This is a genomic window from Actinomadura madurae, from assembly GCF_900115095.1.
GTDB lineage: Bacteria > Actinomycetota > Actinomycetes > Streptosporangiales > Streptosporangiaceae > Spirillospora > Spirillospora madurae.
The window spans coordinates 62,985-77,527 of the sequence record NZ_FOVH01000022.1; the positions used below are offsets into that span (position 1 = coordinate 62,985).

At 70.3% G+C, this 14,543-nt stretch carries 13 protein-coding genes; 9 read left to right on the forward strand and 4 right to left on the reverse strand.

Annotated elements, in window-relative coordinates:
- Positions 1–114: 114 nt before the first annotated feature.
- The 3 genes from BM339_RS40945 to BM339_RS40955 all read left to right on the forward strand — a co-directional run bounded on the left by BM339_RS40945 (position 115) and on the right by BM339_RS40955 (position 2,437).
- On the forward strand, positions 115–1,017 hold the full coding sequence (locus BM339_RS40945; RefSeq protein WP_021594739.1) for an ABC transporter ATP-binding protein: 903 nt from the start codon (positions 115–117) through the stop codon (positions 1,015–1,017).
- Positions 1,014–2,087: an ABC transporter permease gene (locus BM339_RS40950; protein ID WP_083598456.1), complete on the forward strand. Its 1,074-nt coding sequence runs from the start codon at positions 1,014–1,016 to the stop codon at positions 2,085–2,087. Before BM339_RS40945 ends, BM339_RS40950 begins: the two co-directional genes overlap by 4 nt.
- 119 nt (positions 2,088–2,206) lie before the next feature.
- Positions 2,207–2,437, forward strand: coding sequence for a DUF7455 domain-containing protein (locus BM339_RS40955; protein WP_021594737.1), 231 nt, complete (start codon positions 2,207–2,209; stop codon positions 2,435–2,437).
- Positions 2,438–2,620: 183 nt separating this feature from the next.
- On the opposite strand, the gene BM339_RS40960 is transcribed toward BM339_RS40955, so the two are convergent.
- Positions 2,621–3,346, reverse strand: a complete 726-nt coding sequence (locus BM339_RS40960; RefSeq protein WP_075024342.1) for a GNAT family N-acetyltransferase — start codon at positions 3,344–3,346, stop codon at positions 2,621–2,623.
- A 24-nt stretch (positions 3,347–3,370) separates the two neighbouring features.
- Here BM339_RS40960 and BM339_RS40965 point away from each other — a divergent pair, with 24 nt between their 5' ends.
- Positions 3,371–4,123 carry a YaaA family protein gene (locus BM339_RS40965; RefSeq protein ID WP_021594735.1) on the forward strand — a complete coding sequence of 251 codons (753 nt, stop codon included), beginning with the start codon at positions 3,371–3,373 and terminating at the stop codon, positions 4,121–4,123.
- Positions 4,124–4,243: 120 nt separating this feature from the next.
- On the opposite strand, the gene BM339_RS40970 is transcribed toward BM339_RS40965, so the two are convergent.
- The 3 genes from BM339_RS40970 to BM339_RS40980 all read right to left on the reverse strand — a co-directional run bounded on the left by BM339_RS40970 (position 4,244) and on the right by BM339_RS40980 (position 9,301).
- Entirely contained in the window at positions 4,244–5,917 is a 1,674-nt protein-coding gene (locus BM339_RS40970) for an RNA polymerase sigma factor (protein WP_075024343.1), read from the reverse strand.
- A 253-nt stretch (positions 5,918–6,170) separates the two neighbouring features.
- Positions 6,171–8,258, reverse strand: a complete 2,088-nt coding sequence (locus tag BM339_RS40975; RefSeq protein WP_177287901.1) for a SpoIIE family protein phosphatase — start codon at positions 8,256–8,258, stop codon at positions 6,171–6,173.
- A gap of 452 nt (positions 8,259–8,710) precedes the next feature.
- Positions 8,711–9,301, reverse strand: a complete 591-nt coding sequence (locus BM339_RS40980) for an HhH-GPD-type base excision DNA repair protein (RefSeq protein WP_075024345.1) — start codon at positions 9,299–9,301, stop codon at positions 8,711–8,713.
- A 94-nt stretch (positions 9,302–9,395) separates the two neighbouring features.
- Between BM339_RS40980 and BM339_RS40985 the strand changes: the two genes are divergently transcribed.
- The 5 genes from BM339_RS40985 to BM339_RS52020 all read left to right on the forward strand — a co-directional run bounded on the left by BM339_RS40985 (position 9,396) and on the right by BM339_RS52020 (position 14,536).
- Entirely contained in the window at positions 9,396–10,103 is a 708-nt protein-coding gene (locus BM339_RS40985) for a molybdopterin-dependent oxidoreductase (RefSeq protein WP_218163894.1), read from the forward strand.
- A complete protein-coding gene (locus tag BM339_RS40990) occupies positions 10,090–10,797 on the forward strand; it encodes a cytochrome b/b6 domain-containing protein (RefSeq protein WP_143118801.1) in 708 nt (235 codons plus the stop codon). The genes BM339_RS40985 and BM339_RS40990 overlap by 14 nt, the downstream gene beginning before the upstream one ends.
- Before the next feature lie 135 nt (positions 10,798–10,932).
- Positions 10,933–11,181 (forward strand): hypothetical protein, encoded by a 249-nt coding sequence (locus BM339_RS40995; protein ID WP_021594729.1) that lies wholly within the window; start codon positions 10,933–10,935, stop codon positions 11,179–11,181.
- Positions 11,182–11,367: 186 nt separating this feature from the next.
- Positions 11,368–12,906, forward strand: a complete 1,539-nt coding sequence (locus BM339_RS41000; protein ID WP_075024348.1) for a hypothetical protein — start codon at positions 11,368–11,370, stop codon at positions 12,904–12,906.
- Positions 12,907–13,003: 97 nt separating this feature from the next.
- Positions 13,004–14,536 (forward strand): TY-Chap domain-containing protein, encoded by a 1,533-nt coding sequence (locus BM339_RS52020; protein WP_256255767.1) that lies wholly within the window; start codon positions 13,004–13,006, stop codon positions 14,534–14,536.
- Positions 14,537–14,543 lie beyond the last annotated feature (7 nt).

Consider the following 14,543-nt stretch of genomic DNA (forward strand, 5'->3'; position numbering starts at 1 on the left):
TCCGTGCGGCGGGCCCGGACGGTTCGCCAGCGTACCCGGACTCCGACTTCTAGACCTGAACGTCCACCTTTAGGTGGGTGTGCTCGGAGAAGTTTCGTCCTTACCGTCCTCTGCATGGCGCAAACGATCGAGGTCACGGGCCTCCGCAAGCGATACGGGGACGTCCGGGCCGTGGACGGGGTGACGTTCGCGGTCGAGGAGGGCGAGTTCTTCGGCATCCTCGGCCCGAACGGCGCGGGCAAGACGACGACATTGGAGATCATCGAGGGCCTGCGGGAACCCGACGAGGGGGAGCTGAGGGTGCTGGGGCTGCCGCCGTGGCCCCGGAACGCGAAGCTGCTGCCCCGCATCGGCGTCCAGTTGCAGGCGTCGTCGTTCTTCGAGCGGCTGACGGCGCGGGAGCAGTTGCGGACGTTCGGCTCCCTGTACGGCGTCCCGGCCAAGAAGGCCGACGCGATGCTGGAGTTGGTCGGCCTGGACGACAAGGCCGACGTCCGGGTGGAGAAGCTGTCGGGCGGCCAGGCGCAGCGCCTGTCCATCGCGTGCGCGCTCGTCCACGACCCGGAGCTGGTGTTCCTGGACGAGCCCACCGCGGCGCTGGACCCGCAGGCGCGCCGCAACCTGTGGGACGTGCTCCGGACCATCAACACCGAAGGCCGCACCATCGTCCTGACCACGCATTACATGGACGAGGCGGAGAACCTCTGCGACCGCGTCGCCATCATGGACTCGGGAAGGATCCTCAAGCTCGGTCCCCCGGCAGTGCTGGTGCGCGGTCTGGACGCACCGGCCAGGATCAGCGTCGCGAGCGGCCTCCTGCGGCTGGCGGACGCGCGGCTGCTTCCGGGCGTGGACGGCGCGGACGACGACGGCGTCTCCCTGACCCTCTCCACCCGCGACCCGTCCGCCGTCGTCGCGGCCATGGCCGCGAAGGACGCTCTGGACGGCGTCCAGATCCGCGGCGCCACCCTCGAGGACGTCTTCCTGGAGCTCACCGGACGGGAGTACAGAGCGTGAGCACATACGACAGCTTCAAGAGCCTGTCCAGGGCCATGTTCCTGGGCTTCTGGCGCGACCGGTCGGCGCTGTTCTTCACCGTGCTGTTCCCCCTGATGTTCCTGGTCATCTTCGGCGGGGTCTTCGGCAACCAGACGACGTCCAAGGTGAAGATCCTGGAGGTCGGCCAGGCGTCGATCATCGACCAGGCCGTGGCGGGGGGCTCCGGCGAGATCGGCAAGGTCATGCAGGTGGAGAAGTCGTCCGACCTCGCGGGCGCCCTGCGCACCGTCGAGAAGGGCGACGCGGACGCGGTGGTCGAGCAGCACGGCGACCAGCTGGTCGTCCACTACTCCGCGGCCGACCAGGTGAAGTCCGGGACGGTGCGGGGGCTGATGAACTCGATCGTCCAGTCGGCGAACATCGCGGCCAGCGGCAAGCCGCCCGCCTACCACGTGACCGACCGGCAGGTGGAGGACGACTCCCTGAAGGCCATCCAGTTCTTCACGCCGAGCCTGCTCGGCTGGGCACTGGCGTCGGCGGGCGTCTTCGGCGCCTCCCAGACGCTCGTGTCCTGGCGGACCAAGGGCATCCTGCGCCGGCTCCAGCTCTCTCCCGCGCCGATCCCCACCGTGTTCGCCGCGCGGGTCGCGGTCAGCCTCGTCATAGCCCTCGTGCAGTTCGCCCTGTTCGTGCTGGTGGCCCAGCTGCCGGTGTTCGGGCTCCAGCTCAACGGCGCCTGGTGGATGGCGATCCCGATGGTGCTCGCGGGGGTGCTCGCCTTCCTGTCGATCGGGATGCTGATCGGCGCGTGGGCCAAGACGCAGGAGACGGCCCAGGGCGTGACGCAGCTCGTGGTGCTCCCGATGGCGTTTCTCGGCGGCTCGTTCTTCCCGCTGGACGCATCACCGGGCTGGATGAGGGCCCTGTCGTACATCTTCCCGCTGCGGTACCTGAACGAGGGCATGCTCAATGTGATGGGACGGGGCCTCGGGCCGACCTCCGCGCTGCCGCAGATCGCCGTTCTGCTCGGCGTCGCCGTCGTCGGCGCGCTGATCGCCGTGCGCCTGTTCCGGTGGGACTCCGTCTAATGTGACCTCGGTCACTTATTGGGCCATTCTGCTGTGGGCGTACGAAGAACCAGGTTGGGAACGCCAGCGTCGGGTTAGATGTTGTCCTAAGTACCGACCCCGAGCATGAGGAAGGTGCCGTGACTGGAGCCCTTGCCCCAACCAAGCCGCTGACCGTCGCCGACCGATGCGACCGCTGCGGCGCTCAGGCCTACGTCCGTGCAGTCCTTGTAGGCGGCGGCGACCTTCTGTTCTGCGCCCACCACGGGCGCAAGTACGCAGAGGCTCTCCGCGCCAACGGGGCCGACATTCAGGACGAGACCGATCGGCTCAACGAAACCCCGGCGACCGCGGTGGACGACGAGCGGTAGCCCTCGAAATAGCACGAGCCCCGGAACGGCGGCCACCGGACACGGTGGCCGCCGTTCACATTTCCGCCCCTTCGTCACTCCGCAGAGCCAAATGGACACCCACTCCGCAGTGTAATTACACAATCACTTAACGTAGCGGAAATCGGGATTCAGGTGATGCTGATCACGAGGGACGCCTGAGTCTCACCCGGCCGTGACATTCTTCACGCGGTAGTGATAGCCCCCGGCGGGCACGAAGCCCTCCGCCGCGTACATGGACCGGGCCGGGGCGTTCCGTTCGACCACGACCAGGTACGCCCGCTCGCACCCCTGCTCGCGTCCCCAGGCGAGGAGCGCTCGCAGGACGCGCCGCCCCAGGCCACGCCCGCGCGCCTCCGGGGCCACGGCCATCGCGTAGACGCCGAGCCACTCACCCTGGGGGACGCCGCGCCCGACGGCCACGCCGTCCAGCGACGCATAGCCGGCCGGCACACCGGTGAGGATCTTCTCCGCCATCGGCAGCTGATGGGCGTAGCGGCCGTCCACCGACCACCAGAGATCGAGCCACTCCCTGCTCGGCTCGTCCACGATCTCCACGTCCGCGCGTCCGGAGGCGTCCGGAACGTCCGCCACCATCGCGAGCGTCGGATCGGCGATCTCGTAGCCCCGTGCCTCCAGGAACGCGTCGAGGCCCGCCGGCCTCGCATGGGCGTCCATCGAGAACACGGTCGGCAGCCCCAGCGCGCTGTAGAAACGCTCCGCCCGATCGACGGCATGCTCCAGATCCCCTGGATCGTCCAGGGGCAGGACGGAGTTGGCACGCTTGGTCACGCCCTCCGCATGGCGGAGCAGCCAGCCGCCAATATCCTGGCTGAACGGCGCGGGCCACGCCTCGGCGACGAGCCGGCCGAACTCCAGGAGCTGTTCCATCAGCCACCGCTTTCGAGGGGAATCGTGCACATCCTGCTGCCGCCGTCGGAGAAGAAGGCCACTGGCGGGGACGGTCCGCCCCTCGACCTGGCCTCGCTGAGTTTCCCCGGCCTCACGCCCGTCCGTGAGCGCGTCCTCGCGGCCCTCGCCGAGGTGTGCCGGCGGGACGACGCACCGGACGTGCTCGGCCTCTCCCCCGGGCAGGCGGACGAGGCCCTCGCCCGCAACAGGGCGCTGCCCGAGGCGCCCGCGCTGCCGGCGGCCCGGCTCTACACGGGCGTCCTCTACGACAATCTCGACCTCGCCGCCCTGGACGCCGAGGCCGCCGCCGAGCAGATCATCGTCTTCTCAGGCCTGTGGGGCGCGCTGAGGCTCACCGACCGCGTCCCGCCCTACCGGCTGGCCATGGCGGTGTCCCTGCCGCCTGCGGGACGTCTGGGAGCGCTGTGGCGCCCGGCGATGCGCCAGGTGATGCACGAGGCCCTCCAGGATGGCGACCTGGTCGTCGACATGCGCTCCGGCCCGTACGCGTCGGTGTGGAAGGCGCCGCGGCCCGCCGTCGCGGTGCGGGTGTTCCGGGAACGGCTCGTCCGGGGCGTCCCGAAGCGGACCGTCGTCAGCCACATGGCCAAGGCCACCCGCGGGCGGATCGCGCACGACCTGCTCAAGGCGGGCGCGTCGCCGCGCACTCCGGACGCGCTGCTGAAGGCCGTGGCCGACCTCGGCCACACCGCCGAGCTGAACGGCACGAACCTCGACATCGTCCTCCACGACTGACGCTCGCGACACGCCCCGCAGGGCGGCGCAAGAACGCGGCGGAAGAAGAACGCAGCGCAAGAACAACGCGGCATAGGAGCAGGGCCCCGCACCAGGCGGGGCCCTGCCTCACGCGTGTTCTCAGTCCAGGTAGTCGCGCAGCACCTGGGAACGGGACGGGTGACGCAGCTTCGACATGGTCTTGGACTCGATCTGCCGGATGCGCTCGCGGGTCACCCCGTACACCTTGCCGATCTCGTCCAGCGTCTTCGGCTGCCCGTCGGTGAGGCCGAACCTCATCGACACCACGCCCGCCTCACGCTCGCTGAGCGTGTCCAGGACGGAGTGCAGCTGCTCCTGCAGCAGCGTGAAGCTGACCGCGTCCGCCGGGACGATCGCCTCGGAGTCCTCGATGAGGTCGCCGAACTCGCTGTCGCCGTCCTCGCCGAGCGGCGTGTGCAGGGAGATGGGCTCGCGGCCGTACTTCTGGACCTCGACGACCTTCTCCGGGGTCATGTCGAGCTCCTTGGCCAGCTCCTCCGGGGTGGGCTCGCGGCCCAGGTCCTGGAGCATCTGCCGCTGCACCCGCGCCAGCTTGTTGATGACCTCGACCATGTGCACCGGGATGCGGATGGTGCGGGCCTGGTCGGCCATAGCGCGGGTGATCGCCTGCCGAATCCACCAGGTGGCGTACGTGGAGAACTTGTAGCCCTTGGTGTAGTCGAACTTCTCGACCGCGCGGATCAGGCCGAGGTTGCCCTCCTGGATCAGGTCCAGGAACAGCATCCCGCGCCCGGTGTAGCGCTTGGCGAGCGAGACCACCAGGCGGAGGTTGGCCTCCAGGAGGTGGTTCTTGGCGCGGCGGCCGTCCTCGGCGATCCACTCGAAGTCCTCGAGGTCCTCCTCGGACATCGCGGGACCGGACACGGCGAGCCGCTCCTCGGCGAAGAGCCCGGCCTCGATCCGCTTGGCGAGCTCCACCTCCTGCTCGGCGTTCAGCAGGGGGACCTTGCCGATCTGCTTGAGGTAGTCCTTGACCGGGTCGGCGGTGGCGCCGGCGGCCGCGATCTGCTGGGCGGGCGCGTCCTCGTCGTCGTCGCCGAGGGTGAAGCCCTCCTCCTCGGTCGGGGTGTCCGGCTTGGCGCCGGGCGCGGGCTTGGCGGCGGCGGGCGCGGCCGGCGCCTCGTCCCCCTCGGCCTCGGGCTCCTCGACCTCGGCGGCCGCGTCGTCCTCCAGCTCGACGTCGAGGTCGGTCAGGTCCTCGTCGAGGTCGACGTCGACGTCGACCTCGTCGTCGACCTCCGGCGCGTCGCCCTTCTTGGCCGGCGCGGCCTTGGCGGCCGGCGCGGCGGCCGGGGCCGCGGCCTTCTTGACGGGCGCCGCCTTCTTGCCCTTGGCCTTGGCGCCCTTGGCGGGCGCGGCCTTCCTGCCCTTGGGCGGCGCGGGCTTGGGGGCCGCCGGGCGGGGCTCGGCGACGGCCTCCTCCGGCGCGTCGTCGCCGACGACGGCGGTCACCGTGTCGGGCTGCTCCTTGGCGGCGGCGGCGGTCTTGGGCCTGCGTGCCGGCTGCGTCGCGCGCTTGCGCGGACGCTTGGGCGCCGCGGAGTCGGCAGCGCTCACCATGACGGTCACACCCTCCTTGCTGAGGCTCCGCAGAATGCTGGAGGCCTTCGACACGGGGATGTCGGCCTCCTCGAACGTACGTCGTACGTCGTCGGCGTCGAGGTAACCCTGGGACCGTCCACGCTCGATCAGTTGCGCGATGACGTGATCGTGCAGATCTGACGCTTTCGAGGTCGAGCTAGCAGGCGACACAAATACCTCTCGAACGAACGTGTGGCTTGGTTGACCCAAGTGCCCTGACGGGCCCGGCCTCACACTGGGTGGGACCACACACGGAGCGGACCTCCCGGTGCGGGACCGCAGCGTACCCGCTCTCTCTGGGTCAAGCATTCTGGCACTGCTGCGCATTCCGCCTTGGAGTCCTACCCGGTAACTCTCCACCTTAGAGGGCGCGGGACGGTCCTTCGAACGCGCTCCACCGTCTTCACGCCGTCTTCGGCGGGCTTCACGCGGGCTTGGGCGGGACGTGCAGGGCAAGCACGGTCACATCGTCTACCTGCTCATATCCGGCAAGCATCCGATCGACCAGGAAGTCGACGAGTCTTTCGGGATCTCCTACCACTTCAGGTGGGGCGTCGGCCGCCACGGCGACGAGCTCCTCCAGCCCGGCGTCCACCCCACGCCTACGGTTCTCCACAAGTCCATCGGAATAGAACACCACAGTGTTGCCGGTCTCGATGGAAAAACTTGTCTGCTGCCGCTGGCTCGGCCAGCCGAGCGGCGTTCCGGGCTCCAGCGTGCTCACGCGCGCGGGCGCGTCGGGCGAGATCAGAAGAGGCGGCGGATGGCCCGCGTTGCTGAACTCCCCCTGCCCCGTCTCAGGGTCGATGACCACGTACGCGACGGTGGTGAACTGCTCCTCGTCCTCGGTCGCGCTGAACAGCCGGTCGAGCCCGGCCAGTACTGCGGCGGGACGCGGATCGTTGAGCGCGAGCGCGCGCAGGGCGTTGCGGACGCGTCCCATTCCGGCCGCGGCGAGGACTCCCTTGCCCATGACGTCGCCCACGGCCACGGCGAGCCGGTCGTCCGGGAGGCGGAAGACGTCGTACCAGTCGCCGCCCACCTGCACGTGGCGCGTCGCGGGGTTGTAGCGAGCGGCCAGGACCATGCCCGGCAGCTGCGGCAGGTCGCTCGGCAGCAGGCTGCGCTGCAGTTCCTCGGCCGTCTTGTGCTCGCGCTCGAACAGCAGCGCCCGCTCCACGGCCAGCGCGCACTGGCCCGCGAGCGCCTCCAGGAAGACCCGCTCTTCCTCGGTGATCTCCCTGGGCCGGGTGAAGGAGAAACGCAGCGCGCCGATCGGGGCGCCCGCCGCGAGCAGCGGCAGGCCAACCCAGGCGCGTTCCTCGGTGTGCTGGGCGAACAGATCGCGCTCACCGTGACCGAGTTGCAGGCGCAGGCTGTCGGGATGCTCGGCCAGAAACGGCCGACTCTCGCGGACCGCCACCGACATCACGGTCTGGTCGCTGACCTTGATCGCGTCGCGGGACGCCGAGGCCGATGCCGTCTCGCCGTCCGTCCCGGGCTGGGACGGGGCCACGATGCTGAGCCGCAGCTTGTCGTCGTCCAGCAGCGCCACCGCGGAGTAGTCGGCGCCGATGGCGGACCGTCCGACCTCGGTGATGACCTGGACGACCTGGGAGACGGTCAGGGCCTCGGCGAGCATCGAGGTGGCCTGCTGGAGCCGCGCGGTGCGCAGCGCCGCCGCCGACAGCTGCTCGGTCAGCCGGCCCCGCATCTCCTCGGCCTCGCGCTGCCCGGTGACGTCGGTGTTGGCGCCGACCCACTCGATCACCGCGTCGCCCTGCCAGATGGGCACGGCCCTGACGTCGAAATGGCGGTAGGTGCCGCTCTTGGTGCGGATCCGGTAGTTGGTCTCGAAGACCCGGTTCTCCTCGACGCACTCGCGCCAGACCGCCTCGATGCGCGGCCGGTCCTCCGGATGCACCACCGACAGCCAGCCACCGACCGCGTAGTCGTCCGGCGTCTGGCCGGTGATCGCGCGCCACTCGGGCGCGTCGTCGATCACACCGCCGCCCGGCGCGGCGACCCACACCACCTGAGCGCTGGCCTCCACGAGCGACCGGTAGCGCTGCTCCTTGCGGCGGATGACCTCTTCGGCCCGGCGCCGCTCCGTGACGTCCAAGGCGGTCAGGACGACCCCCGGGCGCTCATCGTCGCCGTTCCTGGCGGGCAGCCACGTGCACGCCAGGATGCGCTCCTCGACGGCCGTGGCCACGCCGGAGGCGTCGCCGGGCGGCCCTTCCGGGGTGTCCGCGGGGACGACCAGATCGAGGTCGCTCACCGGCCGGTCCTCGTCGATCACCTTGCGCAGGGCCGTCTCGAACGCGGCGGCCACGGCCTCGGGCAGCACCTCGGAGGGCCTGCGCTTCTGCAGATCCCGGACGGCCACGCCCAGCAGTGCCGCCAGCGCGTCGTTGGCCCTGCGGCAGCGCAGGTCGCCGTCGAAGAACGCCAGCCCGCCGGGGGCCTCCTTCAGAAGGGTCGCATACAGTGCGGCGTCGGACGCATCCATGGGCTGCCCCTCCACCCCTGAGACGCGGGGATGCGGGACGGACGTCTCGGTGCTCAAGGACAACACCTCCGCCCCAGAGGGTCCCGTACCGCGCGGCAAGTTTTCATCACTATGAGTGAATGGGAGCAGGTTAGCGCTCCCGCCTCCATCACAACACCGGTCGGAGTCAGGTAATCATCATCCCGATGGTTCGCCGCGTACGGAAGCCCTGATGAACATCCTTGTCCCTTCGGCCCCGGACGAACGCGTCGGTTTTGGACGCCGTCCCGGAAGGACGCGCGAGGCGGCCGTCCGGACGGCGAGTAGGAGATGTTACGGCGCCTCGGCATCACAGGGTGTCAACCCGCCTCGCTCGGCGAGTTGACAGGCCGGTCGGCCGTCTCCGCAAGCGTCCTGCCTGGCGGTATCCGCTTTCCAGCGGCCCTGCTCGCCTTCCTGGCGATCTTGTTCGCTTACTTGGCGGCCTTGGTGGCCTTGGCGGCGGCCTTCATCTCCTGCTTGAAGGCACGCACCTTTGCGAGGGACTCGGGGCCGGTGATGTCGGCGACCGACCGGTGCGAGCCCTCCTCACCGTACGCGCCGGCGGCCTCCCGCCAGCCTTCCGGCCGGACCCCGTACTGCTTGCCCAGCAGCGCGAGGAAGATCTGCGCCTTCTGCTTGCCGAACCCTGGAAGACCGTTCAAGCGCTTGAACAGCTCCTTGCCGCTCTCGACGTCCTTCCACACGTTCTCGGCGTCCCCGTCGTAGTGCTCGACGAGGTACTGGCACAGCTGCTGCAGGCGCTTGGCCATCGAACCCGGGTAGCGGTGGACGGCCGGTTTCTCCGACAGGAGCGCCGCGAACCGCTCGGGATCCTGCGCGGCGATCTCGTGCGCGTCCAGATCATCGGTGCCGAGCCGCTGGGCGATGGTGTACGGCCCGGTGAAGGCCCACTCCATCGGAACCTGCTGGTCGAGCAGCATGCCGGCCAGCGCGGCCAGCGGGCTGCGCCCGAGGAGCTCGTCGGCCTCCGGACGCTGCGTGAGATGAACCTTCGTGGCCATGCGCCCAGCTTAGGGCGGGCTCCGAATCTGTCAGAAGTCTTACGGACATCACGGAAACCTGGCGGGCCGCATGCCGCGGTGTTCGAATGGAGGGGTGAAAGAGGAGGAGCGAGCGGAAGGCAGCCCGGTCGGACGGCGGGTCGTGCTCACGATGCTCGGCCTCGGCGCCGCGGGGGTCGCCGTCGGAGCGTCCGTCCAGGACAAGGTGAGCCGGACCCTGGCGCCGGTAGGACCGATCGGGGACGTCCTACCGGCGGCGGGCGGGTTCCGGTATTACTCCGTCACCCCCAGCGTGAAGCGTCACAGCGCCGCGACCCACCGGGTGACCATTACCGGCCTCGTGGACAAGCCGCAGTCGTTCGGCATGGCCGACCTGGCGCGGTTCCCGCAGACGGTGCTCGACAGGGACTTCCAGTGCGTGACGGGCTGGCGTGTGCCGGATGTGCGGTGGGTGGGCGTGGCACTGCCCGACCTGCTCGACGCGGTCGGCGTGTCCTCCCAGGCACGCGCGGTGCGGTTCACGTCGTTCGACGGCGTCTACACCGAGTCACTCACGCTGGCACAGGCGCGTCGCCGAGACGTTCTGGTGGCGACCCAGATGATGGACGACAAGCCGGTCACTCACGACCACGGCGGGCCGACGCGGCTGTACGTGGCGCCCATGTACGGCTACAAGTCGCTGAAGTGGCTCGACGGCATCGAACTCACCGACAAGGTGAGGCCCGGTTACTGGGAGAACCTCGGTTACGACGTGGACGCGTGGGTCGGACGGTCGAACGGGCGTGATGATGAGCCGACCTGACCACCCTTCGAGGTGGCTCGTCCGGTTCACCAGAGCCGAACGTTCGATTCACCATGCCACCGCGCTCCTGATGTTGATCTGCCTGGTGACCGCGGCAATGCTCTACCTGCCGATGCTGTCGACACTGGTGGGCCGCAGGGAGATGGTGAAGACCGTGCACGTGTGGTGCGGCTTCGCGCTGCCTGTGCCGGTCCTGCTCGGGCTCGCGTCCCGCGCGTTCAGGGCCGACCTCCGCCAGTTCAACAGGTTCGTCCCGGCGGACTGGGACTGGCTCAAACGCAGCGACCGTCGGGCCGTGCAGGGCGGCCGCGGGATCCTTCCCGTGGGGAAGTTCAACGCGGGACAGAAGCTGAACGCGGCGTTCACGGCGGGCGCGATCCTCATCATGCTCGGCACCGGCGAGATCATGACCTTCCCCGGGCCGTGGGGCGACCGGTGGCGGACGGGCGCGACGTTCGTCCATGACTGGCTGTTCCTCATCATCGTCGTGGTGACCGCGGGGCACCTGTGGGAGGCGTTGCGGGACCGTGGCGCGCTGAACGGGATGCTCACGGGACGGGTCGATCCGGGCTGGGCGGCGCGGCATCACTCCCGTTGGGCGGACGCGCAGGTCAGGGCTCGGACCGGCGATCCGGACGAAACCTCCGGTGACCGGGGGTCAGAATTTGCGAAACGACGTCCCGGTACGTCTTGACTTGCCCCGCAAAAACGCTGGAATGGGACATCGAGGCGGGGTTCGCGGACGCTTCCATGGCGGCCGTAGGTGGTGCCGCGTCTCGGCCGGCGGCATCCCCGTCCGCCGGAACCCCGTGCGCGGAGGTGTGCGCAGATGCCTGCACTGGCCGATCACCGGAGCGAGATCCGCGACGCGCTCGCACGACGGCTCTGTGACGAGTTCACGACCTTCCCGTCGGAGGCGGTGCACCGGTGCGTGGCCGACGTCCAGGCGTGCATGGCCCATCTGGGGCTCGATGCCACGCCCGCCAGGGTCGAGCGGATGGCCCGCGAGCATCTCACCGGAATCCTTAAATCGGAGCCGCCCTCCGGGCGTGCGCCCGCCGGTGGGGTGGACGGCTGAGCGGCCGACCGGTGGGAGGCCTGTGGCGCGGCGGCCCATTCCGGCCTTCACCGGTGTCCTTCACACCGGCCTCGCCGGATCTGAGAAGCTAGGACGGTGAGTCCCCGCAGCCGCAACCGCTCCTCCGGGGACCCGGCCTGGGACGGCCCCACACCCTCGAACGAGATCTCGGCGATTTTCGACGGCATGCTCCGGCACGCCCGGGAACTGCTCGCCGTCCGCAGTCCTTTGGACGCCGAACTCATCGTCAGCGAGATCCTCGGCTCGTGGTGGGGGCAGCGCGTGCCCGACGGGGACGTCGAGGAGGTCATCGGCGAGGCCCTGGTCGCCCATGCCGGGGCCGCGCGGACGCCGGCCGCGCTCGCGCTGCTCACCGGGGTCGCCTACATGGGAACTTCCAGGCAGGCGGCCATGGCCGAGCGCGCGGCCCTGGAACTGATGGCCGACGGCGTCGCCAGGCCCGGATGGGCCGACCGGGTGGGCATGGTCGAACCGGAGGCCTGCTACGTGTCCAGGGACGTCTACGGCGACCAGGACTCCGTCATCTGCACCTACACCTACGGGGGCACCGAGCGGCACGCCCTGGTCATCCTGGTGGACCGCAACAAGGCCGGAGCCGTCCAGCCGTCCACCGGCCCGTTCACTCCCGCGGCACATGCGGGACGCCCGCCCACGAGCGGGATGGTCAGGGACGCCTGGGTCTCGTCCCAGGTGGAGAAGCTCCTCGACCATTGCCGCAGGGAAGGCCGCGACAACCCGCTGATGCGCTTCGAGCAGTTGGACTCACGCGACACAAAGGCCTTACTGCGGAGCGCCCTCGATCTCACCAACACAACCGACGACCCGCCGGTGAGCGAGAACTTCGGCTCCTACCACGCGTTCGTGCGCGCGCGGGTGGACATCCTTCCGCCGGGTGGGCGGCTGCCCCAGCCGCCGGTGTACGGGCGGGACAGGCGCGCGACGATCGCGGCCAGGTTCCTCGCCTCCGATGAAGCGGAAGAGCTGTCGGACCTCTCCGCGGCGAGCCGCTGCGTGGACCGCATCATCGACTACGGCTGCACCCACGACTTCGGCCGGCCGTTGCGGGTCAGCCCGATCAAGTGCGAGATGTTCCTGCTCGACTGGCTTCCGCGGAAGGTTCTCCTCTCCCCGTCGGAACAGGAAGCGGTCCCCCACGTGCTGGCCGCGTGGGTGCGCTGGGCGGGCAGGCGCACGGGGCTGCCGGAAGAGGGGATCAGAGCCACGCTGGACGCCCTCTGGGACGCGACCGCGAAGTTCGCCGAGGCGTACCGCGACCCGTCCGCTTTCGGTCTCGACCGTGAACTGGTCGACCGCCTGCTGCCCGACGGCGACCTGGAGGCGCTGCCCCGCCGGGCGTTCGCCCTGCCGTTCCTCTCGGGCACGCACCGGCACTCCGGCCGGCACGGCTTCATCAACCTGTCGAAGCTCGATCCCGCCGATCCCGACGACCGCCGCGTCATCCTGGAGTTCGAGCACCCCGGCGGCGACGAGGACCACCTCGACGCGCACGTCCGCCTCGCGGAGAGGCTGTGGGACGGTGATCCCCCGCAACTGTGGGACACCGCCCAGTCGCTCCTGGACGTCGGCTACGAACGCCACGAGATCCTGCACAAACTCATCGACGTCCTCGACCGCTCCGGGGGTGATCCAGAAGCCCTGCGCGAGGGTCTGCGTGTGCTTCGTCACGAACCACCGCCCGAGTGAACTCCCGGTTTGCGCGCGGCGCTCCCGGCGACAATCATCGGTTCCCGGGCATGGTCTCGCGGGACCCGGGTCAGGCCCCCGGTCGTAGGGAGTGATCTTGTTGGAGTGGTCCGAGTTCGCCCGGCGGCTGGGACGTGAGCTTGCGGGTCTCGAAACGGACACGATCCTCATCGTGCGCGAGCGCGATGAGAGCCGTCACTACGTCCAGGCCATGCGCGAGCCCGACCGGCTCTACGCCGAGGCCGTCAGCAACAACTTCCTGGAAGGGCCGCTCCTCCTCACCCTGGCCGACGAGGAGGTCATGAGCGACGCGGGCTGGCGCCCGCCCGCCGACCCCGCCCCGCGCAACTGGTGGACGGAGCTGCCGGAGACGGGCATGCCCGGCGGGATGCCGGCCGTGACCGACGCCGACTACTCGCGGCTGGCGGACGTGATGGTCACCGCGCTCAGGGACGTGCAGGGCGTACGGCGCCCGTCGGACCTCGTGTACGAGTCGTTCCACCGGCACGGGAACGGCCTGATCGAACTCCTCGGCTTCGGCATCGACGTGGCCGACCCGTCGCGCGTGAACAAGCGCCGCGCGTCGTCCGGCGCCGTCCCGGAGGCGAACCCGCTGCCCGCCGGCCCTCCCTCCACGGGCACCCCCATGCCGCTGCCGGAGCAGGCGGTGCCCGGCATGAACGCCGAACTGCTCGAACCCCGCCTGGCCGAGGCCAAGGCGAACGGCGACAACACCACCTACTTCAGGCTGCTGGCGAGCGCCGACCTGGTTCTCCCGGCGACCGCCTCGGCCGTGGAGGATCCCGACCGCGCCGAGTTCCCCACCATCACGATCGGCGGCGACACCTACATCACGGTGTTCACCTCGCCGGGTGCCCTCGCGCGCGCCGGCGACCGCCACCCCGGCCTGTACCGGCGCGTGTCCTTCGGGCAGCTGGCGTCCGGCTGGCCCGACCCCGCCTGGCGGCTGGCCATCAACTGGGGCCTGCCGAGCGAGGTCCTGCTGGACTCGTCCGTCATCGGCCGGCTGCACACCGGTCAGGACGTCACGCCCGCCGCGGCACCGGACGTCCCCAACCCGTACGGTGCGGTCGAACCGAACGCGCTCGCCGGGCCGAACCCCGTCGCCGGCGGTTCCGCGCCGGCGGTCAACGGTTCGGGCCCTGTCGAGGACGGCCCGTTCGACGACTCCCACACCGCGATCGATCCGTACACGGCGGCCGACCTGCGGGCGGCGCTCGAAGCCGGTTCCCCGGAGCCGCCACGTCCACGCCCGGAGCCGGAGCCTGAGCCTGAGCCGGAGCGCACGCGGCCCGAGCCGGCGGCGGCCCCCCTGGGCGCGCCGACCAACTCCCCGGTCGATCCCCCGGCCAACTCCCCGGCCAACTCCCCGGCCAACTCCCCGGCCGACATCCCGGCCGCCCTCCCGGCCGAGGATCCGCCGGCTCCGCGAAGGGCGCCGGCCCACGGCAAGCGGCCCGCCAGCGTCCCCATGCGGCCACCTCACGGCACCCGTCTCTGGCGTACGACCGGCGAAGGCGACCGGACACCGCTCGCGATCTTCGACGCGGTGGGCGGCATCTGGGCGCCGGTGAGGGCGGACGCCGTTCCGGCTCCCTGGACCGAGTGACCCAGCG

Excerpts from the sequence above, each read along its gene's own strand:
- BM339_RS40945 (WP_021594739.1), top strand. The coding sequence starts at position 115 with ATGGCGCAAACGATCGAGGTCACGGGCCTCCGCAAGCGATACGGGGAC.
- BM339_RS40960 (WP_075024342.1), bottom strand. The coding sequence starts at position 3,346 with ATGGAACAGCTCCTGGAGTTCGGCCGGCTCGTCGCCGAGGCGTGGCCC.
- BM339_RS40975 (WP_177287901.1), bottom strand. The coding sequence starts at position 8,258 with ATGGATGCGTCCGACGCCGCACTGTATGCGACCCTTCTGAAGGAGGCC.
- BM339_RS40980 (WP_075024345.1), bottom strand. The coding sequence starts at position 9,301 with ATGGCCACGAAGGTTCATCTCACGCAGCGTCCGGAGGCCGACGAGCTC.
- BM339_RS40990 (WP_143118801.1), top strand. The coding sequence starts at position 10,090 with ATGAGCCGACCTGACCACCCTTCGAGGTGGCTCGTCCGGTTCACCAGA.
- BM339_RS40995 (WP_021594729.1), top strand. The coding sequence starts at position 10,933 with ATGCCTGCACTGGCCGATCACCGGAGCGAGATCCGCGACGCGCTCGCA.
- BM339_RS41000 (WP_075024348.1), top strand. The coding sequence starts at position 11,368 with ATGCTCCGGCACGCCCGGGAACTGCTCGCCGTCCGCAGTCCTTTGGAC.